The sequence below is a fragment of the Saccharothrix deserti genome (genome assembly GCF_009769385.1).
Lineage (GTDB): Bacteria > Actinomycetota > Actinomycetes > Mycobacteriales > Pseudonocardiaceae > Actinosynnema > Actinosynnema deserti.
In genome coordinates, this window is sequence record NZ_VKAB01000036.1 from 52,062 (window position 1) to 68,194 (window position 16,133).

Annotated in this window: 15 protein-coding genes; 2 read left to right on the forward strand and 13 right to left on the reverse strand. The window is 71.8% G+C overall.

Annotated elements, in window-relative coordinates; all coding sequences use genetic code 11:
• Positions 1 to 176: 176 nt before the first annotated feature.
• Together FM051_RS39720 and FM051_RS39725 are read right to left on the reverse strand one after the other, a co-directional pair.
• Positions 177 to 1,883: a serine/threonine-protein kinase gene (locus tag FM051_RS39720; RefSeq protein ID WP_158852288.1), complete on the reverse strand. Its 1,707-nt coding sequence runs from the start codon at positions 1,881 to 1,883 to the stop codon at positions 177 to 179.
• The gene (locus tag FM051_RS39725) at positions 1,880 to 2,746 is read right to left on the reverse strand and encodes a hypothetical protein (RefSeq protein WP_158852289.1); all 867 of its coding nucleotides are present in this window, start codon (positions 2,744 to 2,746) and stop codon (positions 1,880 to 1,882) included. The genes FM051_RS39720 and FM051_RS39725 overlap by 4 nt, the downstream gene beginning before the upstream one ends.
• A 92-nt stretch (positions 2,747 to 2,838) precedes the next feature.
• On the opposite strand from FM051_RS39725, the gene FM051_RS52360 reads away from it, so the two are divergent.
• A complete protein-coding gene (locus FM051_RS52360) occupies positions 2,839 to 3,741 on the forward strand; it encodes a hypothetical protein (protein WP_238412980.1) in 903 nt (300 codons plus the stop codon).
• A gap of 63 nt (positions 3,742 to 3,804) precedes the next feature.
• Here FM051_RS52360 and FM051_RS39740 read toward each other — a convergent pair whose 3' ends face one another.
• From FM051_RS39740 to gap, 5 genes are all read right to left on the reverse strand, one after another.
• A complete protein-coding gene (locus tag FM051_RS39740) occupies positions 3,805 to 4,149 on the reverse strand; it encodes an RNA polymerase-binding protein RbpA (protein WP_033440747.1) in 345 nt (114 codons plus the stop codon).
• 75 nt (positions 4,150 to 4,224) lie between these two features.
• On the reverse strand, positions 4,225 to 4,458 hold the full coding sequence (gene secG / locus FM051_RS39745; RefSeq protein WP_158852290.1) for a preprotein translocase subunit SecG: 234 nt from the start codon (positions 4,456 to 4,458) through the stop codon (positions 4,225 to 4,227).
• Positions 4,459 to 4,548: 90 nt separating this feature from the next.
• Positions 4,549 to 5,337, reverse strand: coding sequence for a triose-phosphate isomerase (gene tpiA / locus FM051_RS39750; RefSeq protein WP_158852291.1), 789 nt, complete (start codon positions 5,335 to 5,337; stop codon positions 4,549 to 4,551).
• Positions 5,337 to 6,500: a phosphoglycerate kinase gene (locus tag FM051_RS39755; RefSeq protein WP_202919249.1), complete on the reverse strand. Its 1,164-nt coding sequence runs from the start codon at positions 6,498 to 6,500 to the stop codon at positions 5,337 to 5,339. Before FM051_RS39755 ends, tpiA begins: the two co-directional genes overlap by 1 nt.
• A gap of 23 nt (positions 6,501 to 6,523) precedes the next feature.
• The gene (gene gap, locus FM051_RS39760; RefSeq protein WP_158852292.1) at positions 6,524 to 7,528 is read right to left on the reverse strand and encodes a type I glyceraldehyde-3-phosphate dehydrogenase; all 1,005 of its coding nucleotides are present in this window, start codon (positions 7,526 to 7,528) and stop codon (positions 6,524 to 6,526) included.
• Between the two features lie 382 nt (positions 7,529 to 7,910).
• Between gap and FM051_RS39765 the strand changes: the two genes are divergently transcribed.
• Positions 7,911 to 9,977: an acyltransferase family protein gene (locus FM051_RS39765; protein WP_158852293.1), complete on the forward strand. Its 2,067-nt coding sequence runs from the start codon at positions 7,911 to 7,913 to the stop codon at positions 9,975 to 9,977.
• A gap of 60 nt (positions 9,978 to 10,037) precedes the next feature.
• Here FM051_RS39765 and whiA read toward each other — a convergent pair whose 3' ends face one another.
• From whiA to FM051_RS39795, 6 genes are all read right to left on the reverse strand, one after another.
• Positions 10,038 to 11,024 carry a DNA-binding protein WhiA gene (whiA, locus tag FM051_RS39770; RefSeq protein WP_033440743.1) on the reverse strand — a complete coding sequence of 329 codons (987 nt, stop codon included), beginning with the start codon at positions 11,022 to 11,024 and terminating at the stop codon, positions 10,038 to 10,040.
• Positions 11,015 to 12,043, reverse strand: a complete 1,029-nt coding sequence (locus tag FM051_RS39775) for a gluconeogenesis factor YvcK family protein (protein ID WP_158852294.1) — start codon at positions 12,041 to 12,043, stop codon at positions 11,015 to 11,017. The genes whiA and FM051_RS39775 overlap by 10 nt, the downstream gene beginning before the upstream one ends.
• Complete coding sequence (gene rapZ, locus FM051_RS39780; protein ID WP_162470788.1) at positions 12,040 to 12,897, reverse strand: RNase adapter RapZ; 858 nt, start codon at positions 12,895 to 12,897, stop codon at positions 12,040 to 12,042. Before rapZ ends, FM051_RS39775 begins: the two co-directional genes overlap by 4 nt.
• A gap of 26 nt (positions 12,898 to 12,923) precedes the next feature.
• On the reverse strand, positions 12,924 to 14,870 hold the full coding sequence (gene uvrC, locus FM051_RS39785; RefSeq protein ID WP_158852296.1) for an excinuclease ABC subunit UvrC: 1,947 nt from the start codon (positions 14,868 to 14,870) through the stop codon (positions 12,924 to 12,926).
• Between the two features lie 268 nt (positions 14,871 to 15,138).
• Positions 15,139 to 15,612, reverse strand: coding sequence for a Rieske (2Fe-2S) protein (locus FM051_RS39790; protein ID WP_158852297.1), 474 nt, complete (start codon positions 15,610 to 15,612; stop codon positions 15,139 to 15,141).
• Between the two features lie 104 nt (positions 15,613 to 15,716).
• Positions 15,717 to 16,127 carry a Rieske (2Fe-2S) protein gene (locus tag FM051_RS39795; protein WP_158852298.1) on the reverse strand — a complete coding sequence of 137 codons (411 nt, stop codon included), beginning with the start codon at positions 16,125 to 16,127 and terminating at the stop codon, positions 15,717 to 15,719.
• Positions 16,128 to 16,133 lie beyond the last annotated feature (6 nt).

Below are 16,133 nucleotides of genomic sequence, written 5' to 3' on the forward strand. Positions count from 1 at the left end.
CTTGAGCCGGGCCAGGGTCGGACTCGCGCGGGGCCGGGGGCGGACTCGGGGCCGGGGCGGACTGGGTCGAGTCCGGTGGCGCGGAGGCCTGTCCCCGGCAGGAGGCCTGTCGCGAGCGCGAGGCTGTCGCGCTGGCGGGAGGGCTGGCGCAGGTGGAGGACCGTCGCGCCAGCGGGCTAGCGGAGGGCGGAGCGGCGGGTGGCGACGGCTGTGCAGACGGCGGCGATCGCGCCCAGGGCGCCGCACGCCAGCGCCGGCCACAGGTCGGGGGTGTGGCGCAGCACCACGGATGGCAGGAGCCAGATCGCCACGCCGAGCCCGAAGCCCAGTGGGGCCGCTGCGACCACCGCCGCTGTGCCCGACTGACGGCGTCGCAGGGAGCGCAGGATCGACTCCAGGTACGCGAGCGTGAACAGCAGCAGCACCGCGCTGCCCGCCCCCATGATGCTGATCATCGGGTGTGTGCGCGGCTGGAGGGAGTAGGTCTGGGAGTTGCCGTCGGCCGTTACCGTGGCCACCGCCGCGCCGCCTACGATCCACCGGCTGGCGCCCGGCAGCTCGAACGTCAGCGGCGCGTCGGGGCGCGTGGTGCTGCCAGGCTGCGCGGTTGCCTCGGGGAGGGCGGGCACGTCGGCTAGCGTGATGCCGGCCGCTGTCACGGTCAGCCGTGCGGTCGTGGGAGAGCCGGTGCCGATGGGTACGGGTTTGCTCAGGTCGGCCTCAACTGCCGGCAGGTCGCGGCTGGGGGCGGTGAACGGGACGGCGATCATCAGCACGGCTGCCAGCGCTGCTGCCAGGGCGAACCAGCGCGCGGGCTTCGGGGACGCGAGGGGCGCGAGGGGCGTGAGGGGCGTGAGGACCTGGGCCGCCGGTACCAGGGTCTGCGCGCCCAGCTGCACCGGCGGCGCTGACGGGGCGTCCACCAGGGTCGCGCGCACGGGGATGGCCAACGTCTCGGGCGGCACGGAGGGTGCGGTTGCCGGGCGGGTGCCGGCGGCGGCGACTTGCGGGGTCAGGTGGACGGGTGTGCCCAACCGCAGCAGCCAGTCTCGGCCGAACACCTCTGCCGCCGCGCCCGCCAGGTCCACCGCGAACGTCTCCGCATTGCGGTAGCGGGCCTGGGGGTCGCGTTCGAGACCGCGCATGATCACTCGGGCGAGTGGATCTGGTACCTCGATCAGGGCGCGGGGCTGCTGGTAGACGTGCCGCTGGATCATCGCCAGCGCCCCACCACCGCTGTCGAACGGCAGCCTCCCGCTCAGCAGCTCGTACAGCACCGTCGCGGCACCGTAGACGTCGGCGGCCGGGCTCAGCGGATTCCCCAACGCCTGCTCCGGCGACAGGTACGCGGGCGTGCCGAGCACCTGCCCGCCGTGCGTCACCAGCGTCGCCCCCTCGCTCACCACCTGCGAGATCCCGAAATCGGCGACCTTGAGCACCCCACCCGCCGTGAACAGCAGGTTCTTCGGCTTCACGTCCAGGTGCAGCACCCCGGCCCCGTGCGCGGCGTGCAGACCGGACAGCATCGCCAGCCCGAACGCGCACGTCTCGGCCGGCGTGACGCCCGCACCGACGAACTTCGACCACACCGTCCCGCCGTCGAGCTTCTCCATCACCAGCAGGTGCTCGCCGCGGTCCTGGACGTAGTCGTACACGGGCACGATGTGCGGGTGGTCGAGCCGCGCCAGCAACCGCGCCTCGTGCGCGAACCGCGCGCTCATCCGCTCATCCGAAGCGAGCACACCGGGCAGCCGCTTGACCGCCACCGGACGCCCCAGCGGCCGGTGCACGGCCGCGTACACGACCCCCATGCCGCCGCGCCCGATCTGCGCGCCGAGGTCGTACTGCGGCAACGCCGCGACGACGTTCGCCGACACCGTCACGCCGCACCGCCGGGCAACGGCCGCGTGATGCGCTGGGTGGCCTCCGGGTCGGCGAACGGCGGGGAGAGCGGCGGCGGGGAGAGCGGAGAGGAGAGCGGCGGGGGCGGGGAAAGAGGCGGGTCGAGAGGCGGCAACTCGTCCGCGGCCGGGTGCGGTGTCAGGTAGCCGAGCACGAGCGCGACCGCCGCCGCGCCGAGGATGAACGGGATCTCGGCGGCCGGTGACGGCGCCATGACCCGCAGCACGGACAGCGAGATCACCGCGACCAACCCGGTGCCGACCCCGGCGGGCAGGAACCGCATCGCCCGCTGCCACCGGTTCGCCGGCAGCCGACGCCGGGCCAGCGCGAACAGCGCACCCGCCCACGCCAGCACGGTCAGCCCGAACACGGCCAGCCCGAACACCCCGTACACCGACCACACGGACCCGCGCACGTCACCGGTCGTCCCGATCGACGCGATCACCTCGCGGTTGGTGTCGAGCACCTCCAGCTCGGTCGGCAGCAGACCGGTCGCCTGCGTGCCGAGCTGACCGAGGTCGAGCACGAACCCGCGCGTGACGCTCTGCTTGGCGGGCACGTCGAACGGCACGGTCGTGTCGTAGGAGAAGAACGTCAGCGCCAACGCCGTGCCCGACAGCCTGATCGCCTTGACGTGGCGGACCGTGTCCGTTCCGTTGTGGACGGTCATGGAGATGCGGGAGGAGCCGGACGGGTCGAGCAGCAGTTCGTCCTCGCCCACCGGTGTCCCGTCCACAGTGGCGTCGATGGTGACCGCGTCACCCGCGGCGTGGGCCATGGGAACGCCCACCGGGCCGACGCCCAGGAAGATCCCGCACAGGAGCAGTAAACCGACGCTGCTCATAATGCGTCTCACAAGGGCACCTCGTCGGTGGGTAGCGGACTAGTCCGGGAGTCGGTATGCGATCGGCAGGAACACTAGCTTTACTCGGTGCCTTGGCATACGGCGTTACAGCGCTTGTAGCGACACCGGTATCCGCGCAGGGGAACGGCAACGCGACCGCGACGCCGGACGCCGGTCAGGCGGGGAGCACGTTCACGCTCTACTGGTCCGGCGTGTACCTCGATCCGGACTGCTCGGACTACACGGTGCGGATCGTGTGGGACGGCGGGCAGGTCATCGGCACGGGCAGGCACTCGGGTCGGGGTTCGGGTTCGGGCACGGCGACCGTGCCGGCGAACGCGAGCCTCGGCGGTCACCGGGTCACCGCCCGCCCGGTGTGCGCGGCGACGTCGACGCCGACGGACAGCTTCACCGTGACGCCGACGCCCACCACGACCACCACCCCACCGCCGCAGGTCACCACCACGACGACCGCTCCCCCGGTGGCGCCCACGACCACCACGCGCCCACGGGTCACCACCACGACGCCCCAGCCGACCACCACCACGACGACGACGACCACGACCACCGACAGTTCGGCTCCGCCCGCGTCCACCACGACGAAGCCGTTCGACGGTGACGGCGCCCTGACGCTGGACAAGGACAACATCCAGCCGGGCGACCCGTTGACCGCCACCGGCACCGGCTGCGATCCGGGCTCGTCGGTGAAGCTCAGCTCGCTCGGCGAGGACGTCGGCACGGCGAAAGCGGACAACTCGGGCACGTTCAGCACGAGGGTCGAGTTCACCATGATCGAACCGGGCCGCCACGTGATCCGGGCCGACTGCGGTGTGGTGCTGGTCGGCAGCGTGGACATCGCCCTGACCAGTTCGACCGGCGGCACCACGTCCACCTTGGTGGTCCTGGTGTTCTTCCTGCTGGTCGGCGCGATCCTGGTGCGACGCCAGTTCGCCGGCCTGTTCACCAGGAGCAGCAAGAGCACCGAGCAGAACTGAGACCGGGAACGACGACGGCCCCCGCGGGAATCCCACGGGGGCCGTCGCTCCGTTCTCGCCTGACTAGGGCTCTTCGCGCTGCTTGCGCAGCTTGATGAGCGCCTCTTCGAGGATCGCCTCACCGTCCGCGTCGGAGCGCCGCTCCTTCACGTACGCCAGGTGCGTCTTGTACGGCTCGTTGCGCGGCGGAGCAGGGGGTGCCTGCTCGTCGCGCCCCGCCGGAAGACCGCACCGGGGGCAGTCCCAGTTCTCCGGGATCTCGGCTTCGACCGCGAACGACGGCCGAGACTCGTGCGCGTTCGCGCACCAGTACGACACCCGACGTCGGGGCGCGGACTCGCCGCGCTCCGATTCGCCCATCGGGCCTGCGCCGACGCGGGTACCGCGAATCGCGTTACCACCAGCCATCGACCCTCACACCCCCACCACGTGGTTTCCCTGTGTCCGTATCGACCGGCGTCGTCGGACGCCCGCCGACCTGTGTCAGCTGACCTTCATCAACAGCCCGATGCCCACGATGGCGATGACCCAGATCGCGCCGACGAACAGCGTCAGCCGGTCGAGGTTCTTCTCCACCACGCTGGAACCGGACAGGCTGGACTGCATACCGCCGCCGAACAACGAGGAAAGACCGCCGCCACGTCCCCGGTGCAGGAGCACCAGCAGGATCAGCAGCAAGCTGGAGACGATCAACAGGATCTGAAGGAACAGGATCATTTCTTCCTCGCTGTCAGGCAGGTGACGCCACAGAGTACCCGGTCGACTGCCGACCGTGGGCCACCGTAGGGGGAGTGCGTGTCAATCACATCAGGGTAGAGGTCCGCCCGCGGCGAGCGCGCACAACTTGGCGAACTCGTCGGCGTCCAGGCTCGCACCACCCACGAGGGCGCCGTCGACGTCCTTCTGGGCGATCAGCTCGGAGATGTTGCCCGACTTGACCGACCCGCCGTAAAGCACCCGAACGGCCGACGCGACGTCCTCGCCGTACAGCTCGGCGAGCTTGACCCGCAGGGCCGCGCACACCTCCTGCGCGTCCGCCGACGAGGCGACCTTGCCGGTGCCGATGGCCCACACGGGCTCGTAGGCGACGACGACGTCGCGCACCTGCTCGGCGGTGAGGCCCTTCAGGCCCGCGACGAGCTGGTCGGTGCAGTGCTCGACGTGCCGGCCGGCCTCGCGGACGTCCAGCTGCTCGCCGAGGCAGAAGATCGGGCTGACGCCGTGCTTGAGCGCCGCCTTGACCTTCTTGTTGACCAGCGCGTCGTCCTCGCCGTGGTACTCGCGCCGCTCGGAGTGGCCCACGGTGACGTAGGTGCAGCCGAGCTTGGCCAGCATGGGGCCGGACACGTCACCGGTGTAGGCGCCCGAGTCGTGCGGCGAGAGGTCCTGCGCGCCGTACTTGAGCAGCAGCTTGTCGCCGTCGCACAGGGTCTGGATGGACCGGATGTCGACGAACGGCGGCAGCACCGCCACCTCGACCTTGGCGAAGTACTTCTCCGGCAGGGAGAAGGCGATCTTCTGCACCAGGGCGATGGCCTCGAGGTGGTTGAGGTTCATCTTCCAGTTGCCCGCGATGAGGGGCTGACGCTGAGCCATCAGGTCTCCAAGACAGAAACGCCGGGGAGCTCTTTGCCCTCCAGGTACTCAAGGGACGCCCCACCGCCGGTGGAGATGTGCGAGAAGCCGTCCTCGGGCAGGCCCAGCGCGCGCACGGCCGCGGCCGAGTCGCCGCCGCCGACCACGGTGAACGCGTCGCTCTTGACGAGCGCCTCGGCCACCGCGCGGGTGCCGCCGGAGAACGCCTCGAACTCGAACACGCCCATGGGGCCGTTCCAGAACACGGTCTGCGCGTCGGCGAGCTTCGACGCGAACAGCTCGCGGGTGGCCGGTCCGATGTCCAGGCCCTGCCGGTCGGCGGGGATGGCGTCGGTGGCCACGACCTCGAACTCGGCGTCGGGCGCGAAGTCGACGGCGGCGAGCACGTCGACCGGGAGCACGAGCTCCACGCCGCGCTCCTGCGCTTCGGCGAGGAAGCCGCGGACCTGGTCGAGCTGGTCTTCCTGGAGCAGGGACCCGCCGACCTCGTGGCCCTGGGCCTTGAGGAAGGTGTAGGCCATGCCGCCGCCGATGAGCAGCCGGTCGACCTTGGACAGCAGGTTCGCGATGACGCCGAGCTTGTCGGACACCTTCGCGCCGCCCAGCACGACCACGTACGGGCGCTTGAGGTCGTCGGTGAGCTTGCGCAGCACCTCGACCTCGGCCAGCACGAGGCCGCCCGCGTAGTGCGGGAGCTTCTTGGCCACGTCGTAGACGGAGGCCTGCTTGCGGTGCACGACGCCGAAGCCGTCGGAGACGAACGCGTCGGCCTTGGCGGCCAGCTCGTCGGCGAGGGCGGCGCGTTCGGCGTCGTCCTTGCTGGTCTCGCGGGCGTCGAAGCGGATGTTCTCCAGCAGCACGACGGTGCCGTCGCCGGCGGCCTCGGTGCCGATCTCGACCGTCCGGCCGAGGAGCTCACCGAGCCGCACCGCGACGGGCGCGAGGGAGAACTTGGGGTCGGGCTCGCCCTTGGGGCGGCCCAGGTGGGCGGCGACCAGGACGCGGGCGCCCGCGTCCACCAGCGCCTTGATGGTGGGCACCGACGCGCGGACGCGGCCGTCGTCGGTGATCCGGTCGCCGTCGAGGGGGACGTTCAGGTCGGCGCGCACGAGGACGCGCCGACCCGAGACACCCTCGCTGAGCAGATCGTCGAGAGTCTTCACAGCGAGCTTCCCGCTTGCCGTCGTCAGAGCTTGCTGGCGACGAGGTTGACCAGGTCGGCGAGGCGGTTGGAGTAGCCCCACTCGTTGTCGTACCAGCCGACGACCTTGACCTGGTTGCCGATGACCTTGGTCAGCGGCGCGTCGTAGATGCAGGACGCCGGGTCGGTGACGATGTCGGCCGACACGATCGGGTCGGTGTTGTAGCGCAGGTAGCCCTTGAGCGGGCCCTCGGCGGCGGCCTTGTAGGCGGCGTTGACCTCGTCGACGGTGACCTCGCGGCCGACGGTGACGGTCAGGTCGGTGGCCGAGCCGGTGGGCACGGGCACGCGGAGGGCGTAGCCGTCGAGCTTGCCCTTCAGGTCGGGCAGGACCAGGCCGATCGCCTTCGCGGCACCGGTGCTGGTGGGCACGATGTTGATCCCGGCGGCACGGGCGCGGCGCAGGTCCTTGTGCGGCGCGTCCTGGAGGTTCTGGTCCTGGGTGTAGGCGTGGATCGTGGTCATGAGACCGCGCTCGATGGTGAAGCTGTCGTGCAGCACCTTGGCCAGCGGGGCCAGGCAGTTCGTGGTGCACGAGGCGTTCGAGATGACGGTCTGGGAGCCGTCGTACTGGTCGTCGTTGGCGCCCAGCACCACGGTGAGGTCTTCGCCTTTGGCCGGCGCGGAGATGATGACCTTCTTGGCGCCGCCCTCGTCGACGTGCTTGCGGGCGGCGGCCGCGTCGGTGAAGAAGCCGGTGGACTCGACGACGACGTCGACGCCCAGGTCCTTCCAGGGCAGCTTGCCGGGGTCGCGCTCGGCCAGCGCCTTGATGACCTTGCCGTCGACCGCGATGCCCTCGTCGGTCACGGTCACCTCGCCGTCGAGGCGGCCCAGGATGGAGTCGTACTTGAGCAGGTGGGCCATGGTGTTGACGTCACCGAGGTCGTTGAAGGCGACGATCTCGATGTCGTGCCCGCTGGCCTGAACGGCGCGCCAGAAGTTGCGACCGATGCGGCCGAAACCATTGACACCTACGCGAACCGTCACGGTGAGTCTCCTCGGTACTCGACTGGCGTTGTCCGCCAGGGGCGTGCAGTCATGGGCTGACCAGGCAGCCGAGAGCCAGCCTAGCCTCCGGGCTGCGTCCCTGGTCACGTGGACCACCAGGATCTCTTTATCGAACAAGAAAATCCAGCTTGACCGGCTTGTTACTTCGGAGTAACAGCGGCGGCCGGGTAGCCGACCCCTCGGGTACCCACCGGCGCGGAGGTTTCACGGCCGTGACGTTCCGGGTCGCGGGACGCCCTGCCGCAGGGCGCCCCACCCGCGCGCTCGAACGCTGGGTGACGCCAGGCCGAACGGCCGACATCCAGCGTTACAACCGCACGTTAAGCTGCGCCGTTTTTCCTCGACCTCCTGGCGGTGGACAGTGGCGTTGGCGACCGGTGAGCAGGCCCTGGCACGTACGCGCACCGGCGGTTCCCACGCCGTCAGAGTCGACATCCAGGGACTGCGGGCGCTCGCCGTCGGGCTGGTGGTCTGCTACCACCTCCGCCCCGAGTGGCTGACCGGCGGTTTCGTCGGTGTCGACGTCTTCTTCGTGATCTCCGGGTTCCTGATCATCGGCACGCTCACCGGCGAGATCCGGCGCACCGGGCGGGTCGGGCTGCTCGACTTCTACGCGCGGCGGGTCCGGCGGCTGCTGCCCGCGGCCACCGCCGTGCTGCTGGCGACCACGGCGGCGGTGTTCGCGCTGCTGCCCGCGTCACGGTGGCCGGTCGTGCTGCGCGAGGTGGTGTTCGCCGCGCTCAACGCGCAGAACTGGCTGCTGGCCGCGCTGTCGGACGACTACGGGCACGCCACCGTCGGCGCCTCACCGGTGCAGCACTTCTGGTCGCTGGCCGTCGAGGAGCAGTTCTACCTGGTCATCCCGCTCGTGCTGCTGGTCGCCGCGGTGTTCGCGGCCGGTCGGGGTGGCGGGCCGGTGCGGTACGCGGTGGTGGCGGTCGGCGCGATCACGGTCGCGTCGTTCGCGTTCTCGGTCTGGTACACGCCGGTCGACCACGGCGCGGCGTACTTCGTCACGCCGACCCGGATGTGGGAGCTGGGCATCGGCGGCCTGGCCGCGATGGTGCTGCACCGGCTGCGGCCGGGCCCGGCGGCACGCGTGCTGCTCGGCTGGGGCGGTCTGGCGGCGGTGCTGGTGAGCGCGTTCTGGTTCACCACCGACATGGCGTTCCCGGGCTGGATCGCGGCGGCGCCGACCCTCGGCACGGTCGCGATGCTGGTCGCCCGGGACGACTCGCTGGCCCGCGTGCTGGGGCTTCGGCCGATGACCTACGTCGGCGACATCTCCTACAGCCTGTACCTGTGGCACTGGCCGGTGATCGTCCTGGTCCTGGAGCTGACCGGCCGTGCCGCGCTGAGCCGGCGCCAGGTCTTGCTCGCCGCCGGGCTGAGCCTGGTGCTGGCGGCGTTGTCCAAGCACTTCGTCGAGGACCCGTTCCGGGGCAGGCGCGGCGACCGCAGGCGCACGACGTACGCGTTCGGCGCGGCGCTGGTCGCGGTGACCGTGGCGGTCGCGGGGGCCGGTTGGGCGTCCGCCGAGTCCACGCTGGCCGCGCTGCGCGCCGAGCCGGTGGTCGAAGAGGAGCACCCCGGCGCGCTCGCCCTCGACCCGGACAGCCCGCGTCCCGTCCCGTCCGGTGTCGCGCCCGCACCCGCGCCCGCCGTGGCCGAGCGGGACGGGCCGCTCGGCGACCTGCCCGGCGACTGCAACATCTACGACATGAGCGGAGAGCTCACGTCCTGCATGTACGGCGACCCCGGTGCGGCCAAGACCGTGGTCGTGGTCGGCGACTCGCACGCCGCGCAGTTCAGCAGCGCCCTGGCCGAGTTCGTGCGGCACGAGGGCGCGGGCCGGTGGCGGGTGAAGGTCATCGTGCGCAACGGCTGCCCGTTCACCGCCGTGCCGCCGTCGGAGGCGGGCACGCCGCTGACCGTGTGCTCCGAGGAGAACCGGCGGAAGCTGGACATCATCCGCGACCTGGACCCCGACCTGGTGGTCACCGCCGCCATGTCGCCGGAGTCCTACCGCAAGGACCTGAACTGGACCTGGGAGTCACCGGACCGGATGGTCGAGGGCTACCGGACCATGCTCGCCGCGCTGTCCGAGGCGGACATCCCGGTCGCCGTGATCCGCGAGCTGCCGCGCCCGGCCGCACCGGTCGTGCCGTGCCTGGAACGCCACCCGGACCGGCCGAGCGAGTGCGACACGCCCCGCGCCGAGGCGGTCGGCTCGCCGACCGACCCGCCGGCCGAGGCCGCGGCCGGTCTGCCGGGCGTGCGGGTGGTCGACCTGACCGACTGGATCTGCCGGGCCGACGTCTGCCCGGCCGTGGTCGGCAACGTCGTCGTCTACCGCGACAACCACCTCACCGACACCTACGTGAAAACCCTGGTCGACCCGCTCGTGGCCGCCCTGGGTCTCCGCTAGGCGCGTCGGGCCGGTCGTAGGCGTCGGCCCTCGGCGCAGACCTCGGCGTCGGACCTGGCGTCAGACCTCGGCGTCCAGCATGTCGGCGGTCACCGCGGACTCGGTGTCGGGCATGCCCAGCTCCTTGGCCCGCTTGTCCGCCATCGCCAGCAGCCGCCTGATCCGGCCCGCCACCGCGTCCTTCGTCATCTGCGGTTCCGACAGCTGGCCCAGCTCCTCCAGCGACGCCTGCCGGTGCGCCAGCCGCAACTCGCCCGCCGCCGCCAGGTGGTCCGGCGCCTCGGCGCCCAGGATCTCCAGCGCCCGCTGCACCCTGGCCGCCGCCGCCACCGCCGCACGCGCCGAACGGCGCAGGTTGGCGTCGTCGAAGTTCGCCAGCCGGTTCGCCGTCGCCCGCACCTCGCGGCGCATCCGGCGCTCCTCCCACGCCAGCACGCTGTCGTGGGCGCCCAGCCTGGTCAGCATCGCGCCGATCGCGTCGCCATCCCTTATCACCACCCGCTCCGCGCCGCGCACCTCGCGCGACTTCGAGCCGATGCCCATCCGCCGCGCCGCGCCGACCAGCGCCAACGCCGCCTCCGGCCCCGGGCAGGTCACCTCCATCGACGACGACCGGCCCGGCTCGGTCAGCGAGCCGTGCGCCAGGAACGCGCCGCGCCACGCCGCCTCGGCGTCGCACACCCCGCCCGACACCACCGGCGCGGGCAGCCCGCGCACCGGCCGTCCGCGCGGGTCCAGCAGACCGGTCTGCCTGGCCAGGCCCTCGCCGTCCTTGACCACCCGCACCACGAACCGGGTGCCCTTGCGCAGACCGCTGGACGTGATGGTGAACACGTCCGACTGGTGCCCGTACAGCTCGTGGATCTCCCGGCGCAGCCTGCGCGCCGTGGAACCCAGGTCCAGCTCCGCCTCCACGACCACCCGGCCGCCGACGATGTGCAGGCCGCCCGCGAAGCGCAGGAGGGAGGCGACCTCCGCGCGGCGGCAGCAGGTCTTGGAGACGGCCAGCCTGCTCAGCTCGTCCTTCACCGCCGACGTCATCGCCACGGTGCCTCGCCTCCCCTGGTCGTGTCTTCCTGGAGGGTTGTACTCGACGCCCCGCCGGTCCCGTCACCAGGGCCGGCCAACGCCCGCCGGATGCTCGACGCCAGCGCGATCGGATCGTGCCGGTCCGGCGCGCCCGCCACCGCGATCGGCGCGAGGTGCGCCGCAGCGCCGAGAGCTGCGGCGGCCCGGCCCAGCCGGTCCGGGACCGGCACCGCGCCGACGTCCGCGATCACCGCGTCCACCCGCAGCGCGGGCGCGTGCTCGCACAGCACGTCGAGGTGCAGCTCCGGGGAGAACCCCTCGGTTTCCCCCGGTTGGGGGACGAGGTTGAGCACCACGACCTTCCGCGCCGACGTGCGCACCAGCGCGTCGTGCAGCTCCGGCACCAGCAGGTGCGGCAGCACGCTGGTGAACCACGAACCCGGCCCGAGCAGCACCACGTCCGCGCCGAGCACCGCCTCGACCGCCTCCGGGCAGCCGCGCGGCGCCTCACCCGGGCCGCCGGGACCGTAGAGCCGGATGCGCTGCACCCGGCCCGGCGTGGTGGCGATCGCGACCTGGCCGCGGATGCGGCGCACCACGTCGGCGTCCTCGTCCAGCCCGGTCACGTCGGCCTCGATCGACAACGGCTCGGTGCACATCGGCAGCACCCGGCCGCGCACGCCGAGCAGCCGTCCCGCCTGCTCCAGCACCGCGACCGGGTCGCCCAGCTGCTCCAGCAGACCGGCCAGCACGAGGTTGCCCACCGCGTGCCCGGCGAGCGCGCCGGTGCCGCCGAACCGGTGCTGGAACAACTCCGCCCACAACCTGCTCGACTCGTCCGCGCCGGCCAGCGCCACCATCGCCTTGCGCAGGTCACCGGGCGGCAGCAGGCCCAGCTCGCGGCGCAACCGCCCCGAGGAGCCGCCGTCGTCGGCGACCGTCACCACGGCCGTCACGTCGTCGGTCACCCGGCGCAGGGCGGTGAGTGTGGCGTGCAGCCCGTGCCCGCCGCCCAGCGCTACCGCTCTCCAGCTCACTCGCGTCCCAGGTCCCGGTGGACGACCTTGACCGCCATGCCGTCCTCGGTGGCCAACCTGCCCGCCAGCTCCTCGGAGATGGCCACGCTGCGGTGCTTGCCGCCGGTGCAGCCGACCGCCAGCGTCAGGTACCGCTTGCCCTCGCGCCGGTAGCCGGCGCCGATGAGCCGCAGCAGCTCGTGGTAGCGGTCCAGGAACTCCTCCGCGCCCTCCTGGGTGAGCACGTAGTTCCGCACGTCGCCGTCCAGGCCGGTCTGCTCGCGCAGCTCCGGGATCCAGAACGGGTTCGGCAGGAACCGCACGTCCATCACCAGGTCGGCGTCCATCGGCAGGCCGTACTTGTAGCCGAACGACAGCACCGTGACCCTGGTCCGGGTCGCCGACTCGGTGCCGAACGTGTCCTCGATCTTGGCCCGCAGCTGGTGCACCGACAGCGCCGAGGTGTCCAGCACCAGGTCGGCTTCCTCGCGCAGCGGCGTGAGGAGGATCCGCTCGGCCTCGATGCCGTCGGCCAGCCGCCCGTCCGCCTGCAGCGGGTGGCCGCGCCGGACCGACTCGAACCGGCGGATCAGCACGTCGTCGGTGGCCTCCAGGAACAGCACCTTCGGCTTGTAGCCGCGCGCGTCCAGGTCCTTGATCACCGCCGCGAGGTCCTCGGTGAACGCGCGGCTGCGCACGTCCATCACCACCGCGACCCTGGTGATGGCCCCCCTGGCCTGCGCACCCAGCTCCACCATGGTCGCGATCAGCTCGGGCGGCAGGTTGTCCACCACGAACCAACCGAGGTCCTCCAGGCATTTCGCGGCGGTGCTGCGGCCCGCTCCCGACAGGCCCGTCACCACCGCGACTTCGATGCCGGACTTCTCGCCGGCCGGTGCGCTCACTTGTGCTCCCCTTCGGTACCGGCCGCGCCCAGCGTCGCGTGCACGGCCTCCGCGGTGCGCCGGCCCACTCCGGGCACCCCGCTGATCTCGTCGATGCTCGCCTCACGCAACTTCTTCAGTGAGCCGAAGTGCTTCAGCAGCGCTGCTTTGCGCGTCTGCCCCAGTCCCGGCACCTCGTCCAGCGCCGAGGTCGTCATCCGCTTGGACCGCTTCTGCCGGTGGTAGGCGATCGCGAACCGGTGCGCCTCGTCGCGCACCCGCTGCAACAGGTAAAGGGCTTCGCTGGTGCGCGGCAGGATCACCGGGTCGGGCTCGCCGGGCACCCAGACCTCCTCCAACCGCTTGGCCAGGCCGACCACCGCCACATCGGTGATGCCCAGCTCCGCCAGCACGTCGGAGGCTACCTGCGCCTGCGGCGCGCCGCCGTCCACGACCAGGAGGTTCGGCGCGTAGGCGAACTTGCGCGGCTTGCCCGTCTCCGGGTCGATGCCGGGGTTCGGGCCGTCCTGGTTGTCCTTGTTGTCCCGCAGGTAGGCCTGGAACCGGCGCCGCACCACCTCGGCGATCGAGCCGACGTCGCCCTGCTCGGCGCCCTCGCGGACGGCGAACCGGCGGTACTCGGACTTGCGCGCCAGGCCGTCCTCGAAGACCACCAGCGAGGCCACCACGTCGGTGCCCTGCACGTGGCTGATGTCGGTGCACTCGATGCGCAACGGCGCGGTGTCCAGGCCCAGGGCTTCCTGGAGCTCCTGGAGAGCGGCCGACCGGGCCGTCAGATCGCCCGCGCGGCGCAGCTTGTGCTGCTGGAACGCCTCCTTGGCGTTGCGCTCCACCGTCTCCATGAGGGCCCGCTTGTCACCCCGCTGCGGCACGCGCAGGGCGACCCTGCTCCCGCGCAGGTCCGACAGCCACTTCTCGACCGCCTCGGCGTCGTCCGGCAGCTCCGGCACCAGCACCTCGCGCGGCACCGGCGCCGACTCCACGCCGCTGGCCTCGGCGGACTCGACCTGCTCGCCGTAGAACTGGGTGACGAACTGGTCGACCAGTCCGCTCACGCCGGTCTCGTCCACCTTGTCGACCACCCAGCCGCGCTGGCCGCGCACCCGGCCGCCGCGCACGTGGAAGACCTGGACGGACACCTCCAGGTCGTCCTCGGCGAACGCGACCACGTCGGCGTCCGTGCCGTCACCGAGGACGACGGCCTGCTTCTCCAGGGCACGCTTGAGGGCGGCCTGGTCGTCCCGCAGGCGGGCGGCCTTCTCGAACTCGAGCTCCTCGGCGGCGGCCGTCATCTCGCGTTCGAGGCGGCGCACCATCGAGTCGGTCCTGCCGGCGAGGAAGTCGCAGAAGTCCTCGACGATGTCGCGGTGCTCGTCCGCGTCGACCCGGCCGACGCAGGGGGCCGAGCACTTGTCGATGTAGCCGAGCAGGCAGGGGCGGCCGATCTGGCCGTGGCGCTTGAAGACGCCCGCCGAGCAGGTGCGCGCGGGGAAGACCCGGAGGAGCAGGTCGAGCGTTTCGCGGATCGCCCAGGCGTGCGCGTAGGGGCCGAAGTAGCGGACGCCCTTGCGGCGCGGGCCGCGGTAGACGTGCAGGCGGGGGAACTCCTCGTTCAACGTCACGGCGAGGACCGGGTAGGACTTGTCGTCGCGGTAGCGGACGTTGAAGCGGGGGTCGAACTCCTTGATCCAGTTGTACTCGAGCTGGAGGGCCTCGACCTCGGTGCCGACGACGGTCCACTCGACACTCGCCGCGGTCGTCACCATCTGCCGGGTGCGCGGGTGCAGGCCCGCGACGTCGGCGAAGTACGAGTTCAGGCGTTGGCGCAGGCTCTTGGCCTTGCCGACGTACACCACGCGGCCGCCCGCGTCGCGGAACTTGTACACGCCGGGGGCTTCGGGGATGGTGCCTGTCGCAGGGCGATAGGTCGACGGATCGGCCACGGGGCAAGCCTACTGTGTTGAATTGTCGCTGCTCCGCAGACGACGGGCGAGGTCGCCCGGGAGGTCGGCCGCTCGCGCCTGATTTCCCGACGATCGAAAAGCGTGATCGCCGGAAAATGAGTCGCGAACGACCGACGGCGACCTCGCGTGGTGGTCCGGGCCGGGGGAGCCGACGCGGAGCCGGGTGGTTGGTGGGGCCGGGGCCGGGTGGTCGATGGGCGAGGTTCGCTCGCGTCACCGTCCACCCGGCTCCACCCGGGTGTGCCCGTCAGGCCAGGACGATCTGGTCTCCCTCGACCTTGACCGCGACCTCGGCCAGCCCCTTGGTCGCCGGACCCTTGGTCACCGCGCCGTCCGAGGCGTTGAACTGGCTGCCGTGGTTCGGACAGGTGATCACGCCGCTCTCGGGCGGTTGGACGGCGGTGCCGGCGTGCGGGCACGCGGCGTCGTAGGCCTTGACCGTGTCACCGGTCCGGACCAGCACGAGAGGCTTGCTGGTGGACGGGTTGCCGGCGATCAGGCCGCCACCGTCCGGGACGTCGGCGAGCGCCGCGATCGACGCGGAGCCCCCCGGGGTGGTGCCTGCACCGGTGGTCGTACCGCCACCGGTGGTGGTGCCGGTACCGCCGGCCGTCGTGGAGCCGCTGCTGCACGCGGCCAGACCGCCGGGCACTGCCAGCGCGACCATGACGCCGCACAGCATCGACCGACGGGACAGCCCTGCCTTCTCGACTGAACTCAAATCAGATCCTCTGCTACGTGGTGGGGAGGGTCGTGGGGAATTACACATCCAATACGACACCACGTGAAGCGAGGTTCATCACTCCGCACCTTTCGGAACGTTCTTCAGGAAATCAACACGTCCGCGCCGGACACCGTCACCGCGATCTCGGTCAGCCCACGCGGCGACGGTCCGGACAGCACGGCGCCCGACGTCGGGTCGAACGCGCTGCGGTGCGTGGGGCACGTGATGACGCCGGCCGCGGGCGGGTTCACCGTCGTGCCCTGGTGCGGGCAGGCCGGGTTGAACGCCCGAACCTCCGACTCCGACGGCCTGACGAGCAACAACTGGCCGTCGGCGCCGACGTCGACGAGCGCGCCGGACCCCACCGGAACGTCGGCGAGCCCGGCGATGCGGTCCCCCGGACGGGCGGAACCGACGCCGGGCCGACGCGTGGGCGCACCCGTTCCGCAGGAGGTCGTGGGCACGCAGGCGGTCAGGGCGAGCAGTCCGCACAGCAGCGTCCGTCGGTCCACCCGCCC

Excerpts from the sequence above, each read along its gene's own strand:
- FM051_RS39725 (WP_158852289.1), bottom strand. The coding sequence starts at position 2,746 with ATGAGCAGCGTCGGTTTACTGCTCCTGTGCGGGATCTTCCTGGGCGTC.
- FM051_RS39740 (WP_033440747.1), bottom strand. The coding sequence starts at position 4,149 with ATGGCTGGTGGTAACGCGATTCGCGGTACCCGCGTCGGCGCAGGCCCG.
- secG (WP_158852290.1), bottom strand. The coding sequence starts at position 4,458 with ATGATCCTGTTCCTTCAGATCCTGTTGATCGTCTCCAGCTTGCTGCTG.
- tpiA (WP_158852291.1), bottom strand. The coding sequence starts at position 5,337 with ATGGCTCAGCGTCAGCCCCTCATCGCGGGCAACTGGAAGATGAACCTC.